Genomic DNA, 26,544 nt, shown 5'->3' on the forward strand with positions numbered 1-26,544 from the left:
AGCCTCCGTTCTCCGCCCCTCGTCGGTGGGGGCGGAAAGGAGATTCACAGCCGTCCATGACCGCGTCGCGCGACGAATGTGACCGGACGGCGACGGTTTCTCTGCAGCCGCTGTCACATGGCCGCCGAGCCGGCTTCCCGGTGCTTCGCGCGGCCTACAGTCCGGTCATCCCACCCCTTTCTGGAGGCTTCCGTGAGTCAGATACGTGCGTCGCGTTCCGCTGCCGTGGCCGGCGTACTGAGCGCCGTGCTCTGTGCCTGTTCGGCGGGCGGCGCGAGCGTCGCGCCGCCCGCCGACGGCAAGCGGGCCGGCGGGCCCGACCGTCCGGTCACCGTCACCGTGACCCCGGACGGCCAGGGCGCGGCCGCCGGGAAGCCGGTCGTGGTCACGGCGAAGGGCGGCACACTGTCCTCGGTCACCGTGTTCGACGCCGACGGCAACCGGCTCGCGGGCCGCCCGGCGCCCGGCAACAAGGCGTCCTGGACGTCGGACCGCAAGGCGGTGCCCGGCACGACGTACGAGGTGCGGGCGAAGACCCGTACGCGGGGCGGCCGTGAGGCCACCAGCCGGACCTCGTTCACGACGGCGGCCGCGAGCAAGGTCAACAAGCTGTCGCTGGCGCCCGGCAAGAACACCACCGTCGGCGTCGGCCAGCCGCTGTCGGTCGTCTTCGACGGCCCGGTCGCGCACAAGGCCGACGTGGAGAAGCAGCTCAAGGTCACCACGTCGAACGGCACCGAGGGCTCCTGGGGCTGGGTCCGGGACTACTCCGGCAGGGACCGCGCCGACTGGCGCCCGAAGGAGTACTGGAAGGCCGGTACGAAGGTCACGCTCGACGCCGAGCTGAACGGCACCGACTCGGGACCGGCCGGCGGCTGGTTCGTCCGCGACTACCGGACCGGCTTCACCGTCGGCTCCCGCCAGGTCGTACGCGTCGACCTCGACCGCAAGCGCCTCACCCTGGAGCGGGACGGGAAGAAGGTGCGGGAGATCCCGGTCTCCGGCGGCACCCCCGGCGGTGTCAAGCGGTCCTGGCGGGGCACGGCCGTACTCATGTCGAAGGAGGGCACCATCAACATGAACTCGGAGACCGTGGGCCTGGCGGACGCGTACGACAAGATGGTCGACTACTCGATGCGGCTCACCTGGTCGGGGATGTACGCGCACGCCGCCCCCTGGAACGCCCGCTACTTCGGCCGGGCCAACATGAGCTCGGGCTGCATCGGCATGAGCGACGCGGACGCGGCGTACTTCTACGGCCAGGTCCGGGTGGGCGACCCGTTCGAGATCAAGGGCGAGGACACCAAGGGCACGGTCGCGGAGGGCAACGGCTACGGCGCGTGGAACGTGTCCTGGGAGCAGTGGCAGGCCAAGAGCGCGCTGAAGGGCTGACGCGACGGTCAGTCGCCCATCTCCCACAGCAGCACCTCGGCGGGGGCGGCGGCCGCCACCAGTTCCAGGCCGTCCGCCCCGGTGATCAGTGCGGCGTCGCCGGGGCCCAGCCCGTACTCCCCGAGACCGAAGCGGCCGCGCACGACGTGGGCGTACACCCGCGGCGCGTCCGGGACCGCCGTGCGCTCCCCGGCGCCGGGCCGCCGCACGTGCAGCAGCGCGCCGGCCGCCGGCAGGGCGTACGGCGTGGCGTCCGCGATGCCGCGCACCACCTCGTACGACGGCTCGCCGCCGGGATCGCGCGGCGCCAGCCACATCTGCACGAAGACCAGCGGTCCTTCGCCGTCGTTGCGCTCCACGTGCCGCACCCCGGCGCCCGCGCTGAGCCGCTGCACGTCCCCGGGGCGCACGACGGTGGCGTGCCCGGCCGAGTCGCGGTGGGTCAGTTCGCCCTCGACGACCCAGGTGACGATCTCGGTGTGGCTGTGCGGGTGCTCGTCGAACCCGGCGCCGGGGGCCAGGCGCTCCTCGTTGCAGGCCAGCACCGCGCCGAAGCGCAGGAGGTCCGGGTCGTAGAAGTGCCCGAAGGAGAAGGCGTGCAGGGACTCGACACCGGCGGAGGCGTCACCGCCGCGGAAGCGGTCCGCGGAACGCCGTACAGAAATCACGCAGCCCACCGTAGCCCCGGCCCGACGGCCCGGGGTTCCGATAAGGCAGTCTTGTCCCGTGCCCCAACCCGATCCTGAGCAGCCCGCCGCGCAAGCCGCCCACCCGCACTCCGCGACCCTGCGCCGGCTGGAGAAGTCCTCCGGCCGTCTCGCCGCGAACGCGATCGCCCGCATGGACGAGACGCTGCCGTGGTACCGGGCCATGCCACCGGAGAACCGGTCGTGGATCGGCCTGGTCGCCCAGGCCGGTATCGCCGCCTTCACCGAGTGGTTCCGGCATCCGGAGACCCCGCAGGCCATCTCCACCGACGTCTTCGGCACCGCGCCCCGCGAGCTGACCCGGGCGATCACGCTGCGCCAGACCGTCGAGATGGTGCGTACGACGATCGAGGTCATGGAGACCGCGATCGAGGAGGTCGCGGCGCCCGGCGACGAGTCGATCCTGCGCGAGGCCCTGCTCGTGTACGCCCGGGAGATCGCCTTCGCGACCGCCCAGGTGTACGCGCAGGCCGCCGAGGCCCGCGGCGCCTGGGACGCCCGTCTCGAATCGCTCGTCGTGAACGCGGTGCTCTCGGGCGAGGCGGACGAGGGAGCCGTGTCGCGCGCCGCCGCGCTCGGCTGGAACTCCCCCGAACACGTGTGTGTCGTCCTCGGCACGGCGCCCGACGGCGACTCCGAGCTGACGGTCGAGGCGATCCGCCGCGCCGCACGGCACGCCAAGCTCCAGGTGCTGACCGGCGTGCTCGGCAGCCGCCTGGTCGTCATCGCGGGCGGCAGCGACAATCCGCTCCAGGTCGCGAAGGCGCTGATCGGCCCGTACGCCGCCGGGCCCGTGGTCGCCGGGCCCATCGTCCCGGACCTGCTCGCCGCCACGCGGTCCGCGCAGGCCGCCGCCGCCGGTCTCAAGGCGTGCCAGGCCTGGCAGGACGCCCCGCGCCCGGTTCTGGCGGACGATCTGCTGCCGGAGCGGGCGATCGCGTCGGATCCCGCCGCGCGGGAGCAGTTGGTGGAGGAGATCTACAGACCGCTGGAGGAGGCGGGCTCGGCTCTGCTGGAGACACTGAGTGTGTATCTGGAGCAGGCGAGCAGTCTGGAAGGCGCGGCGCGGATGCTCTTCGTGCACCCGAACACCGTGCGATACCGCCTCCGACGTGTGACGGACGTCACCGGATGGTCACCCTCCGATGTTCGATCCGCCTTCACTCTGCGGATCGCGCTCATCCTGGGGCGTCTGGCCGACGGAGACCCCCAGCCCTAGACTTTTGTCGAACACCAACAAATCCCCCGACGGTTCTTGGTCCCTGTCCCCACGGGCCCGCAGGTCCGTCCGCAAGAGAGAGTGTGAGGGTGCTCGTACTCGTCGCTCCCGGCCAAGGCGCCCAGACGCCCGGCTTCCTGACTCCCTGGCTCGACCTCCCCGGCGCCGCCGACCGGCTCGCCGCCTGGTCCGACGCCATCGGGCTCGACCTCGTCCACTACGGCACGCAGGCCGACGCCGACGCGATCCGCGACACGGCCGTGGCCCAGCCGCTGCTGGTGGCGGCCGGTCTGCTGTCCGCCGCCGCGCTGGACGCCCGCGCGGAGGTCTCCGCGGTCGCCGGTCACAGCGTCGGTGAGATCACCGCCGCCGCGTACGCCGGTGTCCTCACCGAAGAGGCCGCGCTCGGTTTCGTACGGACCCGCGGCCTGGGCATGGCCGAGGCCGCCGCCGTCACCGAGACCGGCATGGCCGCGCTGCTCGGCGGCGACGCCGAAGTCGTCGTACCGCACCTGGAGAAGCTGGGCCTGACCCCGGCGAACGTGAACGGCGCGGGCCAGATCGTGGCCGCGGGCACCATGGAGCAGCTCGCCGCGCTCGCGCAGGACAAGCCCGAGGGCGTCCGCCGGGTCGTGGAACTCAAGGTCGCCGGCGCGTTCCACACCCACCACATGGCCCCGGCGGTCACCGAGCTCGGCAAGGCGGCGCAGGACCTGGCCGTCTCCGACCCGGCCGTCACGTACGTGTCGAACGCCGACGGACGCACCGTCTCCACCGGCCCCGACGTCGTCGCCCGCCTGGTCAGCCAGGTCTCCAGTCCGGTCCGCTGGGACCTGTGCATGGAGACCCTCAAGGAGCTGGGCACCACCGCGCTCATCGAGGTCTGCCCCGGCGGCACGCTGACCGGCCTCGCCAAGCGCGCCATGCCCGGTGTGCAGACCCTCGCGCTCAAGACCCCCGACGACCTCGACGCGGCCCGCGCGCTCATCGCTGAGCACGCGGCGCGATAGGAGCCCGAGAGAGCATGTCGAAGATCAAGCCCAGCCAGGGCGCCCCGTACGCGCGCATCATGGGTGTCGGCGGTTACCGTCCGACCCGTGTCGTGCCGAACGAGGTGATCCTCGAGACGATCGACTCGTCCGACGAGTGGATCCGCTCCCGCTCCGGCATCGTGACCCGGCACTGGGCCTCCGAGGAGGAGACCGTCGCCGCCATGTCGGTCGAGGCCGCGGGCAAGGCGCTGGCCGACGCCGGGATCACCGCCGAGCAGGTGGACGGCGTCATCGTCTCCACCGTCTCGCACTTCAAGCAGACCCCGGCCGTCGCGACCGAGATCGCGGACAAGATCGGCGCCGGCAGGCCCGCCGCCTTCGACATCTCGGCCGGCTGCGCCGGGTTCGGCTACGGCCTGACCCTCGCCAAGGGCATGGTCGTCGAAGGCAGCGCGAACTACGTCCTGGTCATCGGCGTGGAGCGGCTCTCGGACCTGACCGACCTGGAGGACCGCGCGACGGCCTTCCTGTTCGGCGACGGTGCGGGCGCGGTCGTCGTCGGACCCGCGCGGGAACCGGCCATCGGCCCGACCGTGTGGGGTTCCGAGGGCGACAAGTCGGAGACCATCAAGCAGACCGTTCCGTGGTCCGACTACCGCAACGCCGGTGAGGTCGCCAAGTTCCCCGCCATCACGCAGGAGGGCCAGGCGGTGTTCCGCTGGGCCGTCTTCGAGATGGCGAAGGTCGCCCAGCAGGCGCTCGACGCGGCCGGGATCGCCGTGGACGACCTGGACGTCTTCATTCCGCACCAGGCGAACATGCGGATCATCGACTCGATGGTGAAGACTCTCAAGCTGCCGGAGCATGTCACGGTGGCCCGTGACGTCGAAACCACCGGTAACACCTCGGCCGCCTCGATTCCGCTCGCGATGGAGCGGCTCCTGGCGACCGGGCAGGCGAAGAGCGGCGACACCGCGCTGGTCATCGGCTTCGGGGCGGGTCTCGTCTACGCCGCGACGGTCGTTACCCTCCCCTAGGCACGTCCGGATCGTTCCGGGCCTGCCGCATTACCCAATTCCCTCTGCTCAACACCGAAGGAGCGCCACAATGGCCGCCACTCAGGAAGAGATCGTCACCGGTCTCGCCGACATCGTCAACGAGATCGCCGGCATCCCCACCGAGGACGTCCAGCTGGACAAGTCCTTCACCGACGACCTGGACGTCGACTCGCTGTCCATGGTCGAGGTCGTCGTCGCCGCCGAAGAGCGCTTCGACGTCAAGATCCCCGACGAGGACGTCAAGAACCTCAAGACGGTCGGCGACGCCGCGGACTACATCCTCAAGCACCAGGCCTGATCCGGCCGGTCCTGTGTCGCCGCCCGGCGGTGGCGCCGTGAAAATTCAGCACCCTCTACACGTGGAGAAAGAATTCCTGTGAGCCCGACCAATCGCACCGTGGTCGTCACCGGTATCGGCGCAACAACACCGCTGGGTGGCGACGCCGCATCGACCTGGGAAGGTCTGCTGGCCGGACGTTCGGGCGTCAAGCCCCTGGAGGGCGAGCGCTTCGCCGAACTTCCCGTCCGTATCGCGGCCCTCGCGGCCGTCGACCCGGGCGACGTACTGCCCCGCCCGCTGGCCCGCAAGCTGGACCGCTCGGCGCAGTTCGCGCTGATCGCGGCCCGTGAGGCGTGGGCCGACGCGGGTTACACCGCGAAGGCCGGCGAGGACGAGAAGATCCAGCCGAACCGTCTCGGCGCGGTCATCGCCTCCGGCATCGGCGGCGTCACGACACTGCTCGACCAGTACGACGTGCTGAAGGAGAAGGGCGTACGCCGCGTCTCCCCGCACACCGTCCCCATGCTCATGCCGAACGGCCCCTCCGCCAACGTCGGCCTGGAGGTCAACGCCCAGGCGGGCGTGCACACTCCGGTCTCCGCGTGCGCGTCGGGCGCCGAAGCCATCGGTTACGCCGTCGAGATGATCCGCACCGGCCGCGCCGACGTGGTCGTCGCGGGCGGCACCGAGGCGGCGATCCACCCGCTGCCGATCGCGGCCTTCGCCAACATGATGGCGATGTCCAAGAGCAACGAAGAGCCCGAGAAGGCGTCGCGCCCGTACGACACGGGCCGGGACGGCTTCGTCCTCGGTGAGGGCGCGGGCGTCGTGGTCCTGGAGTCGGCCGAGCACGCCGCGGCGCGCGGCGCCCGGGTGTACTGCGAGGTCGTCGGCCAGGGCCTGTCCGCCGACGCGCACCACATCGCGCAGCCCGAGCCGTCCGGCCGGGGCATCGCCGTCGCCATGCAGAACCTGCTCGACGACACCGGCCTCAAGCCGGCCGAAGTGGTGCACCTCAACGCGCACGCCACCTCGACCCCGCAGGGCGACATCGCCGAGATCAAGGCGCTGCGCAAGGTCCTCGGTGACGACCTCGACCACGTGGCGGTCTCCGCGACGAAGTCGATGACCGGTCACCTGCTCGGCGGCGCGGGCGGCATCGAGACCGTCGCGACGGTGCTGGCGCTGCACCACCGGACGGCCCCGCCGACCATCAACGTCGACGACCTCGACGCGGACGTCGACGCGGACATCGTGCGCGACACGCCGCGGGCGCTGCCCGAGGGCACGATCGCCGCGATCAACAACTCGTTCGGCTTCGGCGGCCACAACGTGGTCCTGGCGTTCCGCACGGTCTGATCCGCGACCGCAGCACGACGAGAAGGCCCTGCCGGGAGCTCCGCGCTCCCGGCAGGGCCTTCGCCGTCCGGTCCCTGACGTGAGGTCAGCGCAGGGAGAACGCCGGGGGTTCGCCGTCGGTGTAGCGGTTGACGACGACGTACCCGTCGCGCACCGCCAGCATCTCGGCGTCGATCGACACCGGCGCCTCCTTCCCCAGCGTCGCCTTGCTCACGGCGCCCTTGGCCCCGGGGTCGACCACGTGGACGTCCGAGCGGGGCCATCCGACGGTCACCGCGGCCACCCGGCCGTCGCCCCGCAGGGCTAGCGCGCCGATGTGTCCGAGCTTCTTGGTACGCCACAGCTCCCGGCCGTCCCGGACCGAGAACCCGGCGACGTACTGCGGCACGATGTCGCCCGGTTTCTGCACGGCGGCGACCAGCGTGTCGCCCGACACGAAGGGGCCCTCGGCCTTCAGGTCCTCCGGGGACAGCCGGATGTCGAGGTCGCCCGAGCGGCCCGACAGCGGCACGGCGGCGCGCGACTGGCCCCGCTCGTCGAAGGCGAGCACCGCCCGCACGCCCCGTTCGTCGGTCTCCTGGTAGCCGATCACGGCCGGTGCGACGGAGTAGACATGGGCGGTGCCGGCGCTCTCCACCGGCAGCTTCGTCACCCACTGCTCCTCGCCGGTGCGGGTGTCGAGGGCCAGGAGCCGGGCGGTGACGAGGCCGTCGGTCTTCGCCGCTGCGCACTCCTCGACGGCCAGGGTACGGGCGGGGCTCGCGCCGACCGACAGGACGCGGCAGCGCTCCGCCACCGGCCGCTTCCACTGTTCGGCGCCGGTGCCGGCCGAGCGCCCGCGTACCGCACCGTCCTCGACGGACACGGCGGTGCCGCCGCCCAGCGCGATGCCCTTGCCGATGCCTTCGCCCTTGAGCGTCCGCTTCCACAGCGTGGCGCCGTCGGCGAGCCGGACGGCGGCGAGGGTGGTGCAGGGCTTGTTGTGGCGCCCGTAGGCGACCAGTCCCACGCCCTTGGCGGGGTGGGCGCTCTGGGCGCACACGGACGCGCGGACCGGCGCGGTGACGGTCCACCGCTCGGCACCGTCCTTCACGGCGTAGGCGGACAGGCCGTCGGTGCGGACCCGGACGACGGTGTCGCCGGTGGACCAGCCGCGCAGTCCCTTGACGGTGGCCGGGCGGTCCTGCGGTGCCCGCCAGGCGATCCCCAGCCGCTTCGGGCCCTTCAGCGGCGAGGCGATCCGCACCTGCTCGCCGCGGATCCACTGGTAGCCGTACAGGCCGGGCAGCAGGCCGGCCAGCACCCCGCCGACGACGACGGCGACGGCGATCCCCCGGCGCAGGCCCGCGACGGCCAGCGCCTTGCTCAGGGCGAGCGTGCCGGCGAACGAGAACGCGAAGGCCAGGAGCAGCACGGTGGGCAGGCCCCGCGGGCAGTCGGAGCCGCCGCACGCTCCGCCGCTCTCCCGGTACAGGGCGGTCCAGCCCAGCACGTGGAAGACAACGGCCCAGCAGACCACGAGCGACGACAACAGGACGGCGGTCACTTCGACCGCCGGTCGTATACGCACAACCAACCCCCACACAGGCGGTGCACTGCGTGTGCACTGTGGGGCGGAATGTATCGGGCGGCCGGCGCGGGCCGTGGAGGGGGTCAGACCACCTGGTGCAGCCAGCGCACGGGGGCGCCCTCGCCGGCGTACCTGAAGGGTTCGAGTTCGTCGTCCCAGGGCTTGCCGAGGAGCTTGGCGACCTCGGTCTCCAGGTCGGTCTCGCCGCCCACCGAGCGGGCGAGAGCGGCGCGCAGCCGGTCCTCGGGGATGAGGATGTCGCCGTGCATTCCGGTGACGGCGTGGAAGATGCCGAGGCCGGGGGTGGAGCTGTAGCGCTCGCCCTCGGCCGTGGGGCACGGTTCGGCGGTCACTTCGAAGCGCAGCAGGTGCCAGCCGCGCAGGGCGGAGGCCAGCTTGGAGGCGGTGCCCGGCTGGGCCTGCCAGGAGAACTCGGCTCTCCAGGTGCCGGGCGAGGCCGGCTGTCTGATCCAGTCGAGATTGACCCGCACACCGAGTACGCCCGCTACTGCCCATTCGACGTGCGGGCACAGCGCGCGCGGTGCGGAGTGAACGTACAGAACTCCACGTGTCGTCACCGGGACCTCCAGTGTGGGACGAGGTTCGCCTTCCCCAGCGGCCTCGCGCCCGTACCGCCTCTTCCCGGTCGGCTCCCGAGGTTGTCAACAGTAAACAGCATCGGGAGTTAATCTCCTGAAAAGGGACAGTATGTGACGTGATGTAATTTACCGGAGCCCCGGATGGGCGAAGGGCTGCTGGTTCGACGGGGAAAAACTACCGTGCGGCGGCCTCCGGCGGGTGACGTACTGTCGGTCCGGGGGGACGAGGACACGAAGCTTTCACTCGCCAGGACGCCGGTACGACGCCACGGAGGGGATCAGGGCATGCGGGTACGCCGCCGGGGACGCGGCCGGGAGCGCCGGCCGCGCGCCGCCGTCGCCACCGCGACGGCGTCCCTGCTCGTGCTGCTGGGCGCGCTCGCGGGGTGCGACGCGGAGAACGACGCGGCCCCGGGCGGTTCGCCGTCGGCGCGGACGCCGGCCCCGAAGCCGACGCCGGTCTGGGACCGCAGCCCTCAGTCCGTCGCGGCGGTGGGGGACTCCATCACGCGCGGTTTCGACGCGTGCACCGTCCTCGCGGACTGCCCCGAGGTGTCCTGGGCGACGGGCACGGACGCCACGGTGCGCAGCGTGGCGTGGCGCCTGCTCGGCGGGGCGGGGGCGACCGGACGCGCCTGGAACCACGCCAGGTCGGGGGCGCGGATGGCGGAGCTGCCGGAGCAGATGACGCGGGCGGTCGCGGACAAGCCGGAGCTGGTGACAGTCATGGTGGGGGCGAACGACGCCTGCCGTGACGAGGTGTCGCACATGACATCGGTGGCTGACTTCCGGACGTACTTCGAGACGTCGGTGAAGAAGCTGCGCACCGAACTGCCCACGTCGCAGCTGTACGTGTCCAGTGTGCCGGACCTGAAGCGGCTGTGGTCCGAGGGACGCGGCAACCCGCTGGGCAAGCAGATCTGGAAGCTGGGGATCTGCCCGTCCATGCTGGGTTTCCCGGACGCGATGGACGCGGCGGCGGTGGCGCGGCGGGAGTCGGTGCGGGAGCGGGTCGTCGCGTACAACGAGGTGCTGAGGGACGTGTGCGCGAAGGACGCGCGCTGCCGGTACGACGGCGGGGCGGTCTTCGACTTCCGGTTCACCGGGGACCAGTTGAGCGAGTGGGACTGGTTCCACCCGAGCAGGAACGGGCAGCAGCGGCTGGCGGAGATCGCGTACCGCACCATCACGGCGGCGGAGCCTCCCGCGTAGGCTTCCCGATCATGAACGCGGAACCCTCCCCTTCCTCCCCGGCGCGCCCGGAGCCCTTCGGGACGCTCCCCGACGGCACGCCCGTCCACCGCTGGGTCCTGGAGCGGGACGGCGTGGTGGTGCGCGTGCTGACGTACGGCGGGATCGTCCAGTCGGTGGAGACGCCGGACCGGGACGGGCGTACCGGCGGCGTGGCGGTCGGGTTCGGCTGTCTCGCGGAGTACCTGGAGTGCCCGGGGCCGTACCTGGGGGCGCTCGTCGGGCGGTTCGCGAACCGGATCGCGGGCGGGAGCTTCACCCTGGACGGCCGGACGTACGCTCCCGTACGCAACGCGGGGCCGCACAGCCTGCACGGCGGCGAGCGCGGCTTCGACAAGCGGGTGTGGGACGCGCGGCCTGTGGCGTACGGGGTGCGGCTCTCGCGGGTCAGTCCCGACGGCGAGGAGGGGTTTCCCGGGCGCGTCGAGGTCTCGGCGGCGTACACGCTTCAGGAGGGCGGGGCGCTGCGGATCGCCTACCGGGCGGTGACGGACGCGCCGACCGTGGTGAACCTGACGAACCACACGTACTGGAGCCTCGGGAGCGGCGGCCCGTACGAGCTGCGCCTCGCGGCCGGGGCGGTGACGGCGGTGAGCGGCGACGGGATACCCACCGGCGAACAGTGCGCGGTGGCGGGGTCGCGGTTCGACTTCCGCGCGGCGCGGGTGCTCGGTGGCGGGTACGACCACAACTTCGTGCTGGACAAGGGTGTGACGGACGAGCCCGAGGTGGTGGGCGAACTGTACGACCCGGGGTCGGGGCGGCTGGTGACGGTCGCCACGACCGAGCCGGGGGTGCAGCTGTACACGCCGGACGGGTTCGACGGGGTCGCGCTGGAGACCCAGCACTTCCCCGATTCGCCGAACCGGCCGGAGTTTCCGCCGGTGGTGCTGCGACCGGGCGAGGTCTTCGAGTCGGCGACCGTGTACGGGTTCGGGGTGCGGAGGGCCTGAGCGGCGGGGGCGGCGGGCCGCACGGCCGGGACCCCCGCACCCGCGTGCGGGGGGCCGGCCCCCCCGGCCGCGCTGCTCCCGCGCGTCCCGGCCGGTGGAGCAGGACTAGGCGCGGGCCGCCCGTGGAGCGTCCGGGGCGGGATGGAGCTCCAGCGTGGCCGTCAGGCGGGGGTCGGCGAGGGAGCGGGACGCGCGCACCTCGTACACGCCCGGCACGAAGGACCAGGCCCCGGCCTCCTCGTCCCAGATCTCGAACGCGCGGGCCGGCAGCGCGATCTCGGTCTCCGCCCACTCCCCCGGCCCCGCCTCGACGCTCGCGAACCCCGCGAGCCACCGCGCCGGCCGTTCCACCGTGTCCGCCTGCGGGGCCAGGTAGATCTGGACGACCTCGCGGCCGGTGCGTGAGCCGGTGTTGCGTACGCGGACCTTGGCCTTCGCCGGGGTCACCTCCAGGGACTCGTACTCCCAGGTGGTGTAGCCCAGTCCGTGACCGAACGCGTACGCGGGCGCGGTACCGGCCCTGTCCCACGCGCGGTAGCCGATGAACAGTCCCTCGCGGTAGTGGAGTTCGCCGCCCGTGGGCACGACCTCCGTGACCGGCGCGTCGGCGAAGGCCGCCGGCCAGGTGGTCGGCAGCCGCCCGCCCGGCTCCTCGGCGCCGAGGAGCACGTCGGCGAGCGCCGCGCCGCCCTCCTGGCCCGGGAACCAGCCGAGCAGCACGGCGGCGACGTCCTCGCGCCACGGCAGCTCCACCGGCGACCCGGCGTTGACGACCACGACGGTGTTCGGGTTGACGGCGGCCACCGCGCGGACCAGGTCGTCCTGGCGGCCCGGCAGGCGCAGGTCCTCGCGGTCGAAGCCCTCCGACTCGACCCGCTCGGTCGTGGCGACCACGACGACCGCCGCGTCGGCGTCGCGGGCCGCGTCGACCGCCTCGGTGATCAGCTCGTCGGCGTCGCGCCGGGGCGCCCCGTGCAGGAACGAGAACATGACCGCGGGCAGCGGTACGTCGTCGCGCCGGTCGAGGGGGTGCACGAGCGAGACCTCCACCGGTTCGCCCGCCGTGAGGCGGACCCGGCCGCGCTCGGCGGGGGCGCCGAAGAACGCCTCGAAGGGGTCGGCGGCGTCGGACACCGGCTGGACACCGTCGTAGAGGACCTCGCCGGCGACGGTCAGCGTGAACGCCCCGAGGCCGCGTGTGCCGAAGGCGTGCTCGCCGCTCTCGCGCGGGACGAAGGTGCCCCTGACCTCGACGCTGTGGAGCGTCTCGTGGGTGACGCCGTCGGGCAGGTCCCCGCCGATCCACTGCACCTGGCCGCCGGGGAGCGAGCGCGTGCCGATGACGTCGCCGGCGGCGTCGCGGCAGACGGCGCCCAGGGTGAATCCCGTACCGGCAGGGCTGAGTTCCTCGCTGGGGTCGGCCCCGACGGCGTACGTCAGGACGGCGTCCGGCAGCGCGGCGGCGAGGCCGTCGAGGGGGGCGACGACCCGCTCGGGGAAGACGGTGGCGGAGCCGCCGCCGAGGACGCGCGCGTCACGGGCCGCCGCGCCGACGAGAGCGAGCCTGCGCAGCTTCGCGGGGGCGAGGGGCAGGACGGGCCGCCCGCCGCGCGCCTCGTTGCGTACGAGGACGAACGCGCGGCGGGCCACCTCGCGGGCCAGCGCCTGGCCGTCGAGGGGCCCAGGCGGTTCGGTGACGACCGGCGGGGCGCCGTCCAGGGCGCCGACGCGGGCGGCGAGCCGCAGGACGTTGCGCACGGCGTCGTCGACCACGGACTCGTCGACCTCGCCCGCGCGGACGGCCCCGGCGAGTGCTTCGCCGTACACGGTGACGGGGCCCGGCATGGCGACGTCGAGGCCGCCTTCGATGCCGCCGGCGGTGGAGCGGGCCGCCATCCAGTCGGAGACGATGAAGCCGTCGAAGCCCCATTCGCCGCGCAGCACCTCGTTCTGGAGGTAGCGGTGTTCGGTCATGGTGACGCCGTTGACCTGGTTGTACGCCGCCATGATGCCCCAGGGGTGGGCGTTCTTGACGATGGCCTCGAAGGGCGCCAGGTACAGCTCGCGCAGGGGGCGGGAGGTGATGACGTTGTCGACGGTGAAGCGGTCGGTCTCGGCGTCGTTGGCGACGAAGTGCTTGACGGTGGTGCCGACGCCGCCGTCCTGGACGCCGTTCACATAACCGGAGCCGATCTCGCCGGTGAGGTAGGGGTCCTCGGAATAGCACTCGAAGTGCCGGCCGCCGAGCGGCGAGCGGTGCAGGTTCACCGTCGGTGCGAGGAGGACGTGCACGTCCTTGCGGCGGGCCTCCTGGGCGAGCAGGCGGCCGGCACGGCGGGCGAGTCCCGGGTCCCAGGTGGCGGCGAGCGCGGTCGGTGACGGCAGCGCGACCGACGGGTCGTCGGCGCTCCAGCGGACACCGCGCACGCCGATCGGGCCGTCGGACATGACCAGGGACCGCAGGCCGATCTCGGGCAGCGCGGGGAGCGACCACATGTCCTGGCCGCCGAGCAGCCGGGCCTTGGCGTCGAGGCCGAGTGTGCCGAGGGCCGCTTCGACGGCTTCTTCACGCATCCGGTCGGGGGTGTCCTGGGTGCTGGGGTCGATCGCCACGTCCGTACCTCCTCATTGAAGTCCTTGGGTCGGTCTCTCGTCCTCCCATCGTCACGGGTTTACCTGTAGAACGGTAGGGTTCGTTATGCATTCGTGACTATGGCGATGGCGTAGCGTCCTGCCAGCACGTACGAGGGAAGGAACCGGACGATGGCGAGGGCCAGGAGCGAGGAGCGGCGGGCGGAGATTCTCCGCGCGGCCCTCGAAGTGATCGCCGAGCGCGGCTACCGCGGGGCGTCGCTGGGCGCGGTGGCCGAGCGCGTCGGCCTCACCCAGCAGGGGCTGCTCCACTACTTCCCCACCAAGGAGGCGCTGCTCGTCGCGGTGCTGGAGGAACGCGACCAGTGGGACACCGGAGGCTCCGGGCGCAGCGCCGGCGCATGGCGCCTCGACCTGCTCGACTCGCTCGTGGAGTACAACGCGATGCGCCCCGGCATCGTGCAGACCTTCTCCGCGCTGCTCGGCGAGAGCGTCACCGAGGAGCACCCCGCGCGGCGGTTCTTCACCCACCGCTACGCCCAGGTGCGGGAGGGCATGGCGGCCGCCCTGCGCGCCGAGTACGGCGACGCGCTGCCCGGCGGTCTCACCCCGGAACAGGCGGCGCCGCTGCTGGTGGCGGTCATGGACGGGCTGCAGTACCAGTGGCTGCTCGACCCGGGGTCGGTAAACATGCCGGCCGCCTTCCGCGACTTCCTCACCCTGCTGCGCCGCTCACCCGCCCCGTAGCGCGGGCCGCGGGCGTACGGCGATACTGCCGCCACCCGACGGAAGGATCACCGTGTCCCCGATACGCCCGGCACGTCCGACTCGCGCCCGCCGCACCGCACTTGGCGTCGCGCTCCTCACCCTCGCTCCCCTGCTCGGGGCGCTGCCCCCGGCGGCGGCCGCCTCGGCCCCCGCTCCGGCGACCGTCGAGGAGCAGCGGCTGGAGCGGGCGGTGCCCCAGGAGATCCTGCGGCGCAGCGGATTCGACGCGCCGGCCTCGGACTTCGGGCAGGCGCTGGGCGGGGCACGGTCGTACGCCGCCGCCGAGCGGGCCGTCGTACGGCACGGATCGGGGCTGTGGCGGCGCGCCGTCGACCGGGCGCAGGGGCGCGGCCCGGCGGAGCGCGAAGCACTTCCCCGGAAGGGCGGTGACGGGCGGGCGGAGCTGAGCCGGGACGACGACCGGCCGCTGTACTGGGCGCGGCTGGCCATGACGCGCGAACTGCGCCGGTGGCAGGCGCCGTTCGGGCTGCCGGACGCGGCGCGGGCGAGGCTGCTGGACCGGCTGGAGCGGTCTTCGCGAGGTCAGGACAGCATCCGCTTCCCGCCAGGCAAGGGCGTCAAGCGGGTGCTCGTCACCGGTTTCGACCCGTTCACGCTGGACCGGGACGTCCGGATCAGCAACCCGTCGGGTGCGACGGCGCTCGCGCTGGACGGCACGGTCGTACGGACCGCCGACGGCCCCGCGCGGATCGAGACGGCCGTCTTCCCCGTCCGGTGGCAGGACTTCGCGGACGGCACAGTCGAGCGCGCCCTGCGCCCGCACCTGCCGCACCTCGACCTCTTCACCACCGTGAGCCAGGGCCGGGTCGGCCGGATCGACGTAGAGCGCCACAACGGCGCCTGGCGCGGCGGCTTCGGGGACAACGAGAACGTCTCGCGCACCGGGACCGTCCCGGTGGACGACCCGGCCTCGCAGCCGCAGTGGACCACCACGACGCTTCCGTACCGGGAGATCGTGGCGGCGGACACCGGCCGCTTCCCGGTGTACGACAACACATCGGTCACCGAGGTACCGGCGGGCGCGAGCGCCCCCGTCGTCCGGCCGGACGGCCCGACCCCGGGCTCGGCCGCCCGCGCCGGGGGCGGCGGCGACTACCTGTCGAACGAGATCGCGTACCGGGCGACGCTCCTGCGCGACCGCCTGGGGCTGCCGGCCCTCCCCGGCGGACACGTGCACACGCCGGTGCTCCAGTTCGGCGCGGGCAACACGAGTGAGGTGAGCGACCCCGAGTTCGTACGCAACCGGCTGGACATCGTCGCGCAGATACGGGCGATCGTCACGGTGGCGGCGGGCCGGGGCTGACGCGGAGCGGACGGGTGGCGGCGGGCCTCAGCGGGCGAATCCCAGCGTGACGCCGAGGCCCACCAGCACCGAGCCGATCGCGCGGTTGAGTGCCTTCTGCCGGCGCAGCATGGCCGCGCGCAGGCGGGAGTCGGAGAAGAAGAGCGCGACGACGCCGAACCACCCGAAGTGCGCGGCCGACATGAACAGTCCGTAGCCCGCCTGCTGCCACACCGGGGTCTCGGGGCCGACGACCTGGGTGAAGGTGGAGACGACGAACAGCGTGGTCTTCGGGTTGAGGACGTTGGTGAGGAAGCCGGAGCGCAGCGCGCCGAGCGGGCCGAGCTCCGGCTTCGCGTCCAGGTCGACGGTGAGGTCCGCACGGGCGGTGAAGGTCCGTACGCCGATGTAGACGAGGTAGGCCGCGCCCGCCAGTTTGATCGCGGTGAAGAGCTCGGTCGAGGAGGCGATCAGCAGTCCGACGCCGAGCATCGTGTACGTCACGTGCACGAGGACGCCGGCGGCGACTCCGGCGGCGCCGAACAGGCCGGTCGTGCGGCCGTGGAGGCAACTGTCGCGGACGACCATCGCGAAGTCGGCGCCCGGGCTGATGACCGCGAGGAGGGTGATGACGGCTACGGCTGTCAATTCTGTCATGGGGTGATGCTCGCCGCCCCCCGCCCGGCGATCAAGTGCCGTTCGCCCAGCGGGACATGCACAATGGTGCGCATGATCGTCGCAGCGGCGCAGTTCACGTCCGAGCCCGGCTCCGTCCGGGCCAACGCCCGCCGGACGGCGGCGTATGTGAGGCAGGCCGCCGAGCGCGGCGCCCGACTCACCGTCTTCGCCGAACTGGCGCTGACGGGGTACGAACCCGACCTGATCGCCCGGGACCCGTCGCTGCTCGTCACGCCCGACGACCCGCGCCTGGAGCCGGTCGTGGCGGCCTGCCGCGAGACGGCCACGGCGGCCGTCGTCAACTGCGCGGCGCCGTCGGCGGACGGCGGCGGGCGTCCCGCGATCGCGACGTTCGTCCTGGGCCCGGACGGCACGCCGCTGACCCGCTACGACAAGCGGCATCTGTACGAGGGCGAGCGGGAGGTCTTCGCGCCGGGCACCGGAGAGGGGCGGTTCGAGCTGCACGGCGTGCGGTTCTCGCTGGCGACCTGCTTCGACAACCACTTCCCACAGCTCGCCGCGCGGGCCGCCGCCGACCGGTGCGCCGTCCACCTGGCGAGTTCGCTGTACGGGAGGGGCAACGGCGAACGGGAGCGGCTGGCCGTTCATCCGGCCCTCGCCCGGGACCACGGGCTGTACGTCGTCCTCGCCAATCACGTGGGGCGGGCGGGCCCGTGGGAGGGCTGCGGGCTGAGCGCGGTGTGGAACCCCGACGGTACGACGGCGGCCGAGGCCGCGCCGGACGCGCCGGGCCTCGTCGTGGCCGACGTGCCTACGCCCTAGCCGGGGGCGCCGCCACGTCGCCGACGACGTCGTCCGCGTCGGCCGACGGCTCCTCCAGCAGGTCACGCGCCAGCAGCGTCGCACCGGCCACGGCGCCCGGCATGAGGAAGACGGCGACCAGCGGCACGAGGAAGGAGAGGGTGAGCGGGACTCCGAAGCCGAGCGTGAGGAGGCGGCGGCCCCGCAGCAGCGTGAGCCGCTGCTTCAGGTCGATGCCCCGGCGCTGGAGCGCCACCGACGTCAGCTCGTGGGCGAGGAAGAAGCCGGAGACGCAGAAGCCGATCGCGGGAACGACGGTCTGGCCGAGCACCGGGACGAAACCGCAGGCGAAGAGCAGGATGCCGTACAGCAGCACCCGGGCGAGGACGCGCAGACTGTCCCGGGCGGAGATCCACAGCTCCCGCAGCAGCGGGAGGTCCGACTCGGGGGCGCTTCCGTCCGGGGACACCGAGCGGTCGACACGCTCGGACAGCGCCTCGTAGAAGGGCTGGCCGACGAGCAGCGTCACGGCGGTGAAGGTGATCACCGCGAGGAACAGCGCCAGCGCGAAGAGCAGAGCGGTCAGCGCGCCCCGGAAGAGGCCGAGCCAGGGCGAGCCCCAGTCGTCGGCGAAGGGCGTGGCCCAGGCCGTGAGGTCGTCGGCGCCGAGGCTGAGCCCGATGAGGGCGCCGACGTACAGCACGAAGGTCACCAGGCCGGGCAGCAGCCCGAAGCCGTACGATCTGCCGTGCCGGCCGACCCAGCGCTGGCCCTTCATCAAGTAACCGAAACCCACCCCGAGATCACGCATGGGTCCAGCCTATCGACTGGCCGAGGCTCAGCTCGTACCGCGTACCCGGACTGCCGTCGAGGTCGATGTCACCGACCGGGACGAAGCCGGTGCGGGCCAGGACGGCGCGGGAGGCGGCGTTGTCGAGCGTGGTGGCGGCGGTGAGGGCCGTGAGGCCGTAGTCGGCCGCGGCGCGCGCGCACATCTCCCGTACCGCCGCCACGGCCAGGCCCCGGCCGGTGGCGTGTTCGGCGACGCGGTAGCCGAGGTCGGCGCTCCCGTCCTCGACGTCGACCAGGTTGACCCGTCCCAGGACCGCGCCGTCGTCGTCCAGCAGCAGGTGGAAGTGGCACACGCCGGCGTCCTGCTCGGCGAGCAGGGCGGCGTGGCGGGACGCGAAGGAGGCGAAGTAGTCGTCGCCCCGGTCGGGCACGGAACGGGCGAAGTAGGCGCGGTTCGCGCGCTCGAAGGCGAGGAGGGCCGGGGCGTGGTCGGCGCGCAGGCGCGTCAGGTTCAGGGGAAGGGGTCGGTGCGGCACAGGGGGACCGTACACGGCGTGGCGGTTCGCGGCCTCCGGATTCAGGCGGGCACGGACCGGGCGGCGGCGGGCGGGAGGAGGGAACGGCCCAACACCCCCTTGTCGGTGCGGGATCCACCGGGTAGACCCCTGCGTGACGATCATCCCCGATCGCTTCCGACGCACCCGGAGACACGCATGGGCACAGGCATACCGAGACCGCTCCTCCTCACCACCGCCGCCGTGGCGAGCGCACTCCTGCTCGCCCCCGTCGACGCCCTCGCCCGGCCGGGCCCGCCCGGGGGCGGCGGCGACGGCGTCCACCGGGAGCGGTCCGCCGGTCAGGGGCAGGCGGCGCGCACCCCGGCGAAGGCCGCCGCCCGGGCGCTCGACGCCGGCGCGCCCTCCGGGCCGCGGCGGGGCGGCGGGTACCCGCGCCGCACCCACCTCACGCCGCCCGCTGCGAACCCGGCCGACAAGTCCCTCAGGCTGGGTCTCACGCCGTACCACTCCATCGCCCCGAAGCTCAACGCCCTGCAGAAGCTGGGCGGCGACCGGGTGAGCGTCGAGGTGGCGGGGAAGTCCGCCGGCGGGCACCAGCTGTACCTGGTGACGGTCACCGCGCCGGAGAGCGAGCGCCAGGCCCGCGAGCAGGACCGGATGCGGGAGCTGATCGAGAACGCGCCGGCGGCCGCCGCCAAGGACCGGCGCGTCAAGGCCGCTTACAAGGCGCCCGTGTTCATCAACAACAACATCCACGGCAACGAGTGGGAGGGCACGGACGCCGCCCTGAAGCTCGTCGAGGACCTGGCGAAGGCGAAGGACCGCAAGACCGCCGAACTGCTGGCCAGGACCCGTGTCTACGTCAACGTCACGGCCAATCCCGACGGGCGGATCGCCGGCACCCGCGCCAACGCCAACGGCTTCGACCTCAACCGGGACTTCATCACCGCCACCCAGCCCGAGGCGCGCGCGATCCGGCGCATCGCCATCGACAAGCAGCCGGCCGTGATGATCGACCTGCACGGGTACGTCAACGGCACGCTCATCGAGCCGACGACCCCGCCGCACGGCGAGAACTACGAGTACGACCTCTTCCTCAAGAACTCCTACGCCAACGCGCTCGGCATGGAGCGGGCCGTCAACGGCCTCGGCTACACGGCGGCGAAGGACGGCGTCGAGCCGGCCGTCATCCCCTTCCGGGACCAGGAGGAGGGCTGGGATGACTGGCCGCCGATCTTCACGCCGCAGTACATGCCGTTCCAGGGCGCGGTCGCGGCGCACACCATCGAGTTCCCGATGCAGGTCAACAACCGGGCGTACGACACCCTGCCGGTCGCCGAGCTGCGCCGCAGGGCCGCCATCAACACGGACATAGCGGGCGCGGCGATGCGCGCGACCCTCGACTACACGGCCGAGAAGCGGTCGTCGGTCGTCGCCGACCAGATCGAGACGTTCCGGCGCGGCGCGGCGGGCGCCGCGCAGGTACCGGTGTCGTCGGAGACCGTCCCGGGCGTGCCCGGCATCGGCCCCGAGGACGTCTACACGACGGACTTCCCCCGGGCGTACGTCGTCCCGGCGGGCCGGAGTCAGCGCTCCGCGACGGCGGCGGCCCGGCTGGTCGGCCACCTCGTCGCCAACGACGTGCGCGTCGAGCGGGCGCGCCGGGACTTCCGGCTCGGCGGGCGGTCGTACGCGGCGGGTTCGTACGTCGTCGACATGCGCCAGCCCAAACGCGGCCTGGCGAACGTGATGCTGGCCGCGGGCCGGGACATCAGCGCGGACGTCTCGACGATGTACGACATCTCCGGCTGGAGCCTCGGCCTGCTGTGGGGCGCGAGCGTGGACACGGTGCGTACGGCCGGGCCCGGCGGGCTCGACGTGCCCGGCCGTACGGTCCGTGCCGCGTCGCCCACCGGGTACGTCGCTCCGCGCGGCGCCCTGCGGCTGCGGCTCGACGACCCCGGGGAGCTGGCGGCGCTCAACTCCCTGCTCCGGGACGGCGTCCAGGTGCGGCGTACGGCCGACGGCAGCGCGCTGGTGCCCGCCTCGGCCCGTAAGAAGGCCGCCGCGCTCGCCGGGCGGTACGGCGTCGCGTTCCGCGCCACCAAGGCCGAGGGCGTGGCCCCGCTGCACCGGGCACGGGTCGCGGCGGCGGTCGCGCCGGGCGAGCTCTTCGCGCTGCGGGAGATGGGCTTCGACGTGACCCCCGTCTCGACGGACGTGCTCAACGCCGGGTTCGACTGGTCGGGGGCGGACGTGCTGTTCGTGTCGGGCGGGCTGGAGTACGGGAAGCTCGGCGCGGCGGCGCGCGGCGCGCTCGACGCGTTCCTCGCCGGGGGCGGCGGCTTGGTCGGCCGCGGCGCGGCGGGGGCGGCGCTCAACGCGGACGCGGGGCTGCTGGCGGCGAAGCCGGTCGAGGGCAACGGGGACGCCAACGGCGTCGTGCGGGTCGTCAACGCGGGCGGCCCCGTGACGGGCGGCGCTCCGCAGCACACCTTCGTCTACTCGCCGCTGTGGTTCACCGACCTCGGCCCGGGCGTGCGCGTGGAGCAGACGTACGGCGCCGGGAATCCGCTCGTGTCCGGCCACTGGCGGCCGGCGTCCGACGGCGCCGGCGGACCGCGGGACGCGGCGGGCCGGGCGGCTGTCGTCAGCGGTACGTCGGCCGAGGGCGCGAAGGTCGTGCTGTTCGGCACGGAGCCGCTGTTCCGCGCGCACCCGAAGGGCGCCTACGCGCAGGTCGGGCGGGCGTTGCTGCACTCGGCGGGCTGACCGGGCGACGGCGAAGGGCCGCACCCCGTTGCCGGGGTGCGGCCCTTCGCGTCGTGCGGGCGGACGTCAGACGACGGCCAGGTCGACCTTGATGTTGCCGCGGGTCGCGTTCGAGTAGGGGCACACCTGGTGCGCCTTCTCCAGCAGATCCAGCGCGGTGGCCTCGTCCACGTTCGGGATGTGGGCGGAGAGCGCGACCTCGAGGCCGAAGCCGCCGTTGCCGTTCGAGCCGATGCCGACCTTCGCGGTCACGGTCGAGCCGGAGATGTCCACGTTCTCCTTGCGCGCGACGACACCCAGCGCACCCTGGAAGCATGCGCTGTAACCGGCGGCGAACAGCTGCTCCGGGTTGGTGCCGGCGCCACTGCCGCCCATCTCCTTCGGCGGGTTGACGACGACGTCCAGCTTGCCGTCGTCCGACGCGACGCGGCCGTCACGGCCGTTCTCGGCGGTGGCGACAGCGGTGTACTTCACGTCTATGTCGAGAATGGTCATGCTGAAGCATTCCTCCTGCTGTGTACGCCGCGACTCGCGCCCACGACCGCGGCGGCTGGGGGTGAGCTTATCGGGTGAGCGAAACGATCATCTTGCCGGTGTTCTCGCCGCGGAGCAGACCGACGAACGCGTCGTAGCCGTTCTCGATGCCCTCGACGACCGTCTCGCTGTACTTCAGCTCGCCGGAGCGGATCCAGGCCGAGACCTCCTCGACGAACTGCGACTGGAGCGCCGCGTGGTCGCTGACCAGCAGCCCCTGGAGCCGCAGCCGCTTGCCGATGATCAGCGCCATGTTGCGCGGGCCCGGCGTGGACTCCGTGTTGTTGTACTGCGCGATCATGCCGCAGATGGCCGCCCGGCCGTGCACGTTCAGCGAGCCGATGGCCGCTTCGAGGTGGTCGCCGCCGACGTTGTCGAAGTAGACGTCGATGCCGTCGGGCGCGGCCGCGCGCAGCTGCTCCGCGACGGGGCCGTTCTTGTAGTTGAACGCGGCGTCGAAGCCGAGGTCCTCGATCAGGTGCTTGACCTTCTCGTCGGAGCCCGCCGAGCCGATGACGCGCGAGGCGCCCCGCAGCTTCGCCAGCTGGCCGACCTGGCTGCCGACGGCTCCGGCCGCGCCCGACACGAAGACGGCGTCGCCCTCCTTGAAGGAGGCGACCTCGAAGAGGCCCGCGTAGGCGGTGAGGCCCGGCATGCCCAGGGCGCCCAGGTAGGCGGAGAGCGGGGCGAGCGAGGCGTCGACCTTGGTCGCGTACTTCGCGGGAACCTCGGCGTACTCGCGCCAGCCGAGCCCGTGCAGCACGTGGTCGCCCACGGCGAAGCGCTCGTCCGCGGAGGCGATGACCTCGCCGACCGCGCCGCCGTCCATCGGCTGGTCGAGCTTGAACGGCGGGACGTACGACTTCACGTCGTTCATCCGCCCGCGCATGTAGGGGTCGACCGAGAAGTGGAGGTTGCGGACCAGGACGCGGCCCTCGCCGGGCTCCGTCACCGGGGCTTCGCGCAGCGCGAAGTCCTCGGGCTTGGGCCAGCCGTGCGGGCGGGCGACGAGGTGCCAGGAGCGGCCGGTCGTGGGCAGTGCGGTCATGCGGTGCGACCTCCTTGAGAAAGCTGACAAGCTGCGAAACCGTAAAGCTTCACATACTGAAACAACCATGCGCCTGGATATTTAAGCTTGTCAAGTAAATCGGTACGATGGCCACCATGGCCCCCCGCACAGATCCCCTGACCCTCGAAGTCGTCGAGCTCATCGGCGAGGTCGTCTCCCGCTACCACGCGGAGTACGACGAGGCGGCGGCGCAGCACGCGCTCACCGGCGCCCAGGCGCGCGTACTGGGTCTGCTCTCCGTCGAGGCGACGCCCATGCGGCGTATCGCGAGGAGATTGAAGTGCGAGCCGTCGAACATCACCGGGATCGTCGACCGGCTGGAGGCGCGCGGCCTCGTCGAGCGGCGGCCCGACCCGGCGGACCGGCGCGTCAAGCTCGCCGCCGCCACCGAGGAGGGGCGGCGCACCGCGGCGAAGCTGCGCGCGTCCCTGGACTTCGCGCGGGAGCCGCTCGGTGAGCTGTCCGAGGACGAGCGCACCGCACTGCGCGACCTGCTGAAGCGGATGCTCGGGAACTGACCGCCCCCGGGGCGCCGCCCCTCAGGCGCACCACCACAGGAACCGGTCGCACGTCCTGGTCGGCATGGGCTCCGGGGTCGGCTGCGGAGCCGGCCCGGGGTCCTGCGACGCCGCGGGCGGCGGGGGCGGGGGCTGCTCCTCGGGCGGCGCGGGCGCGGACGACGGCTGGCCGCCGGGCTCCTCGGGCGCGTCGCCGGGCGACGACTGCGGGTCGGAGGCGGTGGCGTCCGCGCTGCCCGTGGCACTCGCCGAGGCGGACTTCGAGGGCTTGGCGGACGGCGATCCGCTGTCCGAGGCCGAGGCCGAGGCGGAAGCGGACGCGGGGCTCCCGGACGCCGACGGGTCGGCTTCCGCGCCCGCGCCGGCGCCGGCGCCCGCGTCGCCGGTCGCGGCCGTCTCGCCCGGTACGCCCTCGCTCTCCGTGGTGCCTTCGCCCTCGTCCTCGCCGTGCACGGCGCGGGAGATCCAGCCCTCGCCCCCGGACTCCGTGGCGAGCTCCGCCAGGCTCAGCGCCCCGCCGGCCAGGACCAGCCCCATCCCCACGAGGGCCAGCTTGCGACCCCGGCGCCGGTGCGCCCTGCGGCCACCGCGGGCCCGCTTCGTACGCCGGGCGGCGCGGCCGGGACCGGCGGGGCCGGAGGCGGCGTCTTCCTCGGCTTCCTCGGGCGCGTCGTCGTCGTACGGCCCGGTGTCCTCGTACGGCTCGGCGCGCTCGTACGGCTCGGCGTCGCCGTACGGCCCGGCGGCCGCCGCGTGACCGCCGGTGCTGTCCTGCGCATGGTGGACGTCGTAGCCGTGCGGGCCGGGGGCGGCGGGCGCGGCGTGGCTCGCGGGAGCGGCGTGGCCGAGGTCACCGACGGGGGCTCCGCATCCGGCGCAGGCCAGAGCGCCGTTGAGGTGCCTGCGGCAGGAGTAGCAGTAGTCCATGGCGCCCGCAGGTTATGCGTCACAGGGTCAACATCGGGAGCCGAAGGTGTGAGGATCCTGTGTGGAAGCCCCCGTTCCGCGGCGTGTCACAGGGGCGGGGCAGGATGGACGTATGCATACGGGCACGCATCGCTTCGGGCCGCTCGACTTCCAGCTGGTGCTGCTGCGCCGGATGGCCGACCACCAGCCGGACCTGGTGGAGGACGCCCGCCGCGAGCTCGGCGTCACGCTCGCGGACATGCGCGAGGCCAACCGCCGCTGGCAGGCGATGGTCCGCTCGCCGCGTGCGCGCGGCTCCGCGGCGCGCTACCGCTCGGTGCTCGGGCCGCCCGAGACGTCCGCACGCCGCCGGATCGGCGACCTGGAGTGCGACGCCCTGGCCTGGCCGGTGCCGCTCTGGCCCGGCCTGCGCTTCGAGGTGCTGACCGCCCCGGGCGGCGCCGTGTGGAACGAATGGCTGGTCCGCGCCCCCGGCGCGCCCGGCCCCGAGCTGCGCGCGGCGGGCGATCTGCGCCCCTGGTCGTGCACCGTCGACGAGGTGGCCCGCGCCTTCCCGCCGGCTCGCCCGATGGAGGGAACGGCGCCCACCCGGTGGCGGCTCGGGCTGACGCTGCCCGACGGCAGGCCCTGCGTCGCGGAGTTCACCTGGGGGCTGCTGACGCGTGTGGGCTTCCCCGACGGCGCATGACATCGACCGCCCCGCTGGTCACGGCCACCGCCGCCCCCACCGGCGCGCGCGGTCCGCTCCTGGCAGGGCGTCAGCTCGTTCGCCCGACCGGCTCACCCAGCGCGCGCACGGCCCCCGGCCCCCGCACGATGCGAAGCAGGACCGGCATCCGCCGGTCCGTCAGCGCTCTCGGGAGACCCTGCCGTGACCGTCAGTCTTGAGCAGTTGCGCCGTTGCCATATCGCCGTCGATCTCGGGGCCGCCAGGACCCGGGTTTTCGTGAAGGGTGTCGGGCTCGTCGTCGACGAGCCGAGTGTGGCCGCCGTGAACACCCGCACCGGCGCGCTCATCGCCGTGGGTGCCTTCGCCGAACAGATGACGGGCCGTACGCCCGACTACATCCGCGTCGTACGCCCCGTCTCCGGCGGCACCGTCGTCGACATCGAGATGGCCCAGCGCATGCTGCGCCACCTCATCGGGGAGAAGCTCCGGCGCCAGCTCCGCCGCAAGCCCCGGCTGCGCGCCGCCGCGTGCACCCCGCACGACAGCGACCCGCTCGCCCGGCGCGCGGCCGTCGAGACGCTCACCGGACTCGGCGCGCGCCGCGTCGAGCTCGTCGACACCCTCATCGCCGCGGCCGTCGGCTGCGGTCTGCCCGTCGAACAGCCCTCGGCCACCATGATCATGGTGTGCGGTGCGGCGGCCACCCAGATCGCGGTGCTGTCGCTCGGCTCGATCGTCACCGCCGAGCGGATCCCGATCGGCGGCAACGCCATCGACCACGCGGTGATCCAGCACCTGCGCCAGGAGCACGAACTGATGCTGCCGAGCCAGTCCGTACGCCCCCTCCAGCTGGCGCTGCGGGGCAACGGACTGACGGCGGAGGGCCCCGCGTCCACCGAGATCCACGGCCGGGACGTGGCCACCGGCCTCGCCCGCTCCGTGCACGTCGACACCGCCGCCGTGCGCCAGGCCATCCACACCCCGCTCACCGCCGTGCTCGACGGCATCGGGAAGGTGCTGCGCGACTGCCCGCCCGACCTGGTCGCCGACCTGGCCGACCGCGGCATCATGATGGTCGGCGGCAGCGCGCTGCTTCCGGGCCTCGACCAGATGCTCCGCGACGCCACGGGCATGCCGGTACACATCGCGGAGCGGCCCGACGTCTGCTCGGTGCTCGGGCTCGGGGCGATGCTGGAGGGCAAGGTCCAGCCGATGAGCCTCGAACCGGTCAGCGGTTCGGCCTGAGCGGCGCGGCGCGCGT

General features: G+C 73.2%; 25 protein-coding genes. 15 read left to right on the top strand and 10 right to left on the bottom strand.

What is annotated here, in order from left to right:
* Window positions 1-117 precede the first annotated feature (117 nt).
* The gene (locus IE185_RS03385) at window positions 118-1,392 is read left to right on the top strand and encodes a L,D-transpeptidase (protein WP_138894781.1); all 1,275 of its coding nucleotides are present in this window, start codon (window positions 118-120) and stop codon (window positions 1,390-1,392) included.
* Window positions 1,393-1,400: 8 nt separating this feature from the next.
* Here the strand turns inward: IE185_RS03385 and IE185_RS03390 are convergent, their stop codons facing one another.
* Window positions 1,401-2,060, bottom strand: a complete 660-nt coding sequence (locus tag IE185_RS03390) for a pirin family protein (RefSeq protein ID WP_167518969.1) — start codon at window positions 2,058-2,060, stop codon at window positions 1,401-1,403.
* Between the two features lie 58 nt (window positions 2,061-2,118).
* On the opposite strand from IE185_RS03390, the gene IE185_RS03395 reads away from it, so the two are divergent.
* The 5 genes from IE185_RS03395 to fabF all read left to right on the top strand — a co-directional run bounded on the left by IE185_RS03395 (window position 2,119) and on the right by fabF (window position 7,007).
* A complete protein-coding gene (locus IE185_RS03395; protein ID WP_138894780.1) occupies window positions 2,119-3,318 on the top strand; it encodes a PucR family transcriptional regulator in 1,200 nt (399 codons plus the stop codon).
* Window positions 3,319-3,407: 89 nt separating this feature from the next.
* Window positions 3,408-4,328, top strand: a complete 921-nt coding sequence (locus IE185_RS03400; RefSeq protein ID WP_138894779.1) for an ACP S-malonyltransferase — start codon at window positions 3,408-3,410, stop codon at window positions 4,326-4,328.
* 14 nt (window positions 4,329-4,342) lie between these two features.
* On the top strand, window positions 4,343-5,347 hold the full coding sequence (locus IE185_RS03405) for a ketoacyl-ACP synthase III (protein ID WP_138894778.1): 1,005 nt from the start codon (window positions 4,343-4,345) through the stop codon (window positions 5,345-5,347).
* Window positions 5,348-5,417: 70 nt separating this feature from the next.
* Entirely contained in the window at window positions 5,418-5,666 is a 249-nt protein-coding gene (locus IE185_RS03410) for an acyl carrier protein (protein WP_138894777.1), read from the top strand.
* A gap of 78 nt (window positions 5,667-5,744) precedes the next feature.
* Window positions 5,745-7,007: a beta-ketoacyl-ACP synthase II gene (gene fabF, locus IE185_RS03415; protein WP_138894776.1), complete on the top strand. Its 1,263-nt coding sequence runs from the start codon at window positions 5,745-5,747 to the stop codon at window positions 7,005-7,007.
* Window positions 7,008-7,092: 85 nt separating this feature from the next.
* Here fabF and IE185_RS03420 read toward each other — a convergent pair whose 3' ends face one another.
* Together IE185_RS03420 and IE185_RS03425 are read right to left on the bottom strand one after the other, a co-directional pair.
* Window positions 7,093-8,577 carry an outer membrane protein assembly factor BamB family protein gene (locus IE185_RS03420; RefSeq protein ID WP_170198276.1) on the bottom strand — a complete coding sequence of 495 codons (1,485 nt, stop codon included), beginning with the start codon at window positions 8,575-8,577 and terminating at the stop codon, window positions 7,093-7,095.
* 83 nt (window positions 8,578-8,660) lie between these two features.
* Window positions 8,661-9,155 (bottom strand): DUF3145 domain-containing protein, encoded by a 495-nt coding sequence (locus IE185_RS03425; RefSeq protein WP_138894774.1) that lies wholly within the window; start codon window positions 9,153-9,155, stop codon window positions 8,661-8,663.
* Between the two features lie 306 nt (window positions 9,156-9,461).
* Between IE185_RS03425 and IE185_RS03430 the strand changes: the two genes are divergently transcribed.
* A complete protein-coding gene (locus IE185_RS03430) occupies window positions 9,462-10,388 on the top strand; it encodes an SGNH/GDSL hydrolase family protein (RefSeq protein ID WP_138894773.1) in 927 nt (308 codons plus the stop codon).
* An 11-nt stretch (window positions 10,389-10,399) separates the two neighbouring features.
* Window positions 10,400-11,380, top strand: coding sequence for an aldose epimerase family protein (locus IE185_RS03435; RefSeq protein WP_138894772.1), 981 nt, complete (start codon window positions 10,400-10,402; stop codon window positions 11,378-11,380).
* Window positions 11,381-11,485: 105 nt separating this feature from the next.
* Here the strand turns inward: IE185_RS03435 and IE185_RS03440 are convergent, their stop codons facing one another.
* Window positions 11,486-13,954 (bottom strand): beta-glucosidase, encoded by a 2,469-nt coding sequence (locus IE185_RS03440; RefSeq protein WP_138898016.1) that lies wholly within the window; start codon window positions 13,952-13,954, stop codon window positions 11,486-11,488.
* 189 nt (window positions 13,955-14,143) lie between these two features.
* Between IE185_RS03440 and IE185_RS03445 the strand changes: the two genes are divergently transcribed.
* Both IE185_RS03445 and IE185_RS03450 read left to right on the top strand, forming a co-directional pair.
* A complete protein-coding gene (locus IE185_RS03445) occupies window positions 14,144-14,719 on the top strand; it encodes a TetR/AcrR family transcriptional regulator (RefSeq protein WP_138898013.1) in 576 nt (191 codons plus the stop codon).
* A gap of 52 nt (window positions 14,720-14,771) precedes the next feature.
* Window positions 14,772-16,064: a pyroglutamyl-peptidase I gene (locus tag IE185_RS03450; RefSeq protein ID WP_373303676.1), complete on the top strand. Its 1,293-nt coding sequence runs from the start codon at window positions 14,772-14,774 to the stop codon at window positions 16,062-16,064.
* 27 nt (window positions 16,065-16,091) lie between these two features.
* On the opposite strand, the gene IE185_RS03455 is transcribed toward IE185_RS03450, so the two are convergent.
* Window positions 16,092-16,700: a LysE family transporter gene (locus IE185_RS03455; protein ID WP_138898014.1), complete on the bottom strand. Its 609-nt coding sequence runs from the start codon at window positions 16,698-16,700 to the stop codon at window positions 16,092-16,094.
* 72 nt (window positions 16,701-16,772) lie between these two features.
* Here IE185_RS03455 and IE185_RS03460 point away from each other — a divergent pair, with 72 nt between their 5' ends.
* Window positions 16,773-17,504: a carbon-nitrogen hydrolase family protein gene (locus tag IE185_RS03460; protein WP_189714562.1), complete on the top strand. Its 732-nt coding sequence runs from the start codon at window positions 16,773-16,775 to the stop codon at window positions 17,502-17,504.
* On the opposite strand, the gene IE185_RS03465 is transcribed toward IE185_RS03460, so the two are convergent.
* Together IE185_RS03465 and IE185_RS03470 are read right to left on the bottom strand one after the other, a co-directional pair.
* The gene (locus tag IE185_RS03465) at window positions 17,494-18,294 is read right to left on the bottom strand and encodes an EI24 domain-containing protein (RefSeq protein WP_189714564.1); all 801 of its coding nucleotides are present in this window, start codon (window positions 18,292-18,294) and stop codon (window positions 17,494-17,496) included. The genes IE185_RS03460 and IE185_RS03465 overlap by 11 nt on opposite strands.
* Window positions 18,287-18,811 (bottom strand): GNAT family N-acetyltransferase, encoded by a 525-nt coding sequence (locus IE185_RS03470; RefSeq protein ID WP_189718746.1) that lies wholly within the window; start codon window positions 18,809-18,811, stop codon window positions 18,287-18,289. Before IE185_RS03470 ends, IE185_RS03465 begins: the two co-directional genes overlap by 8 nt.
* 177 nt (window positions 18,812-18,988) lie before the next feature.
* Between IE185_RS03470 and IE185_RS03475 the strand changes: the two genes are divergently transcribed.
* Window positions 18,989-21,565, top strand: coding sequence for a M14 family zinc carboxypeptidase (locus IE185_RS03475; protein ID WP_189714566.1), 2,577 nt, complete (start codon window positions 18,989-18,991; stop codon window positions 21,563-21,565).
* 66 nt (window positions 21,566-21,631) lie between these two features.
* Here the strand turns inward: IE185_RS03475 and IE185_RS03480 are convergent, their stop codons facing one another.
* Window positions 21,632-22,060 carry an organic hydroperoxide resistance protein gene (locus tag IE185_RS03480; RefSeq protein ID WP_138899196.1) on the bottom strand — a complete coding sequence of 143 codons (429 nt, stop codon included), beginning with the start codon at window positions 22,058-22,060 and terminating at the stop codon, window positions 21,632-21,634.
* A gap of 67 nt (window positions 22,061-22,127) precedes the next feature.
* Entirely contained in the window at window positions 22,128-23,147 is a 1,020-nt protein-coding gene (locus IE185_RS03485) for an NADP-dependent oxidoreductase (protein WP_138899195.1), read from the bottom strand.
* A gap of 116 nt (window positions 23,148-23,263) precedes the next feature.
* On the opposite strand from IE185_RS03485, the gene IE185_RS03490 reads away from it, so the two are divergent.
* A complete protein-coding gene (locus tag IE185_RS03490) occupies window positions 23,264-23,686 on the top strand; it encodes a MarR family winged helix-turn-helix transcriptional regulator (protein WP_189714568.1) in 423 nt (140 codons plus the stop codon).
* 21 nt (window positions 23,687-23,707) lie between these two features.
* On the opposite strand, the gene IE185_RS03495 is transcribed toward IE185_RS03490, so the two are convergent.
* On the bottom strand, window positions 23,708-24,613 hold the full coding sequence (locus IE185_RS03495) for an SCO2400 family protein (RefSeq protein ID WP_189714570.1): 906 nt from the start codon (window positions 24,611-24,613) through the stop codon (window positions 23,708-23,710).
* 112 nt (window positions 24,614-24,725) lie between these two features.
* On the opposite strand from IE185_RS03495, the gene IE185_RS03500 reads away from it, so the two are divergent.
* Window positions 24,726-25,301, top strand: coding sequence for a hypothetical protein (locus IE185_RS03500; protein WP_138898804.1), 576 nt, complete (start codon window positions 24,726-24,728; stop codon window positions 25,299-25,301).
* A 183-nt stretch (window positions 25,302-25,484) separates the two neighbouring features.
* Window positions 25,485-26,528 carry a rod shape-determining protein gene (locus IE185_RS03505; RefSeq protein WP_138898805.1) on the top strand — a complete coding sequence of 348 codons (1,044 nt, stop codon included), beginning with the start codon at window positions 25,485-25,487 and terminating at the stop codon, window positions 26,526-26,528.
* Window positions 26,529-26,544 lie beyond the last annotated feature (16 nt).

The organism is Streptomyces chryseus (assembly GCF_014650755.1).
Lineage (GTDB): Bacteria > Actinomycetota > Actinomycetes > Streptomycetales > Streptomycetaceae > Streptomyces > Streptomyces chryseus.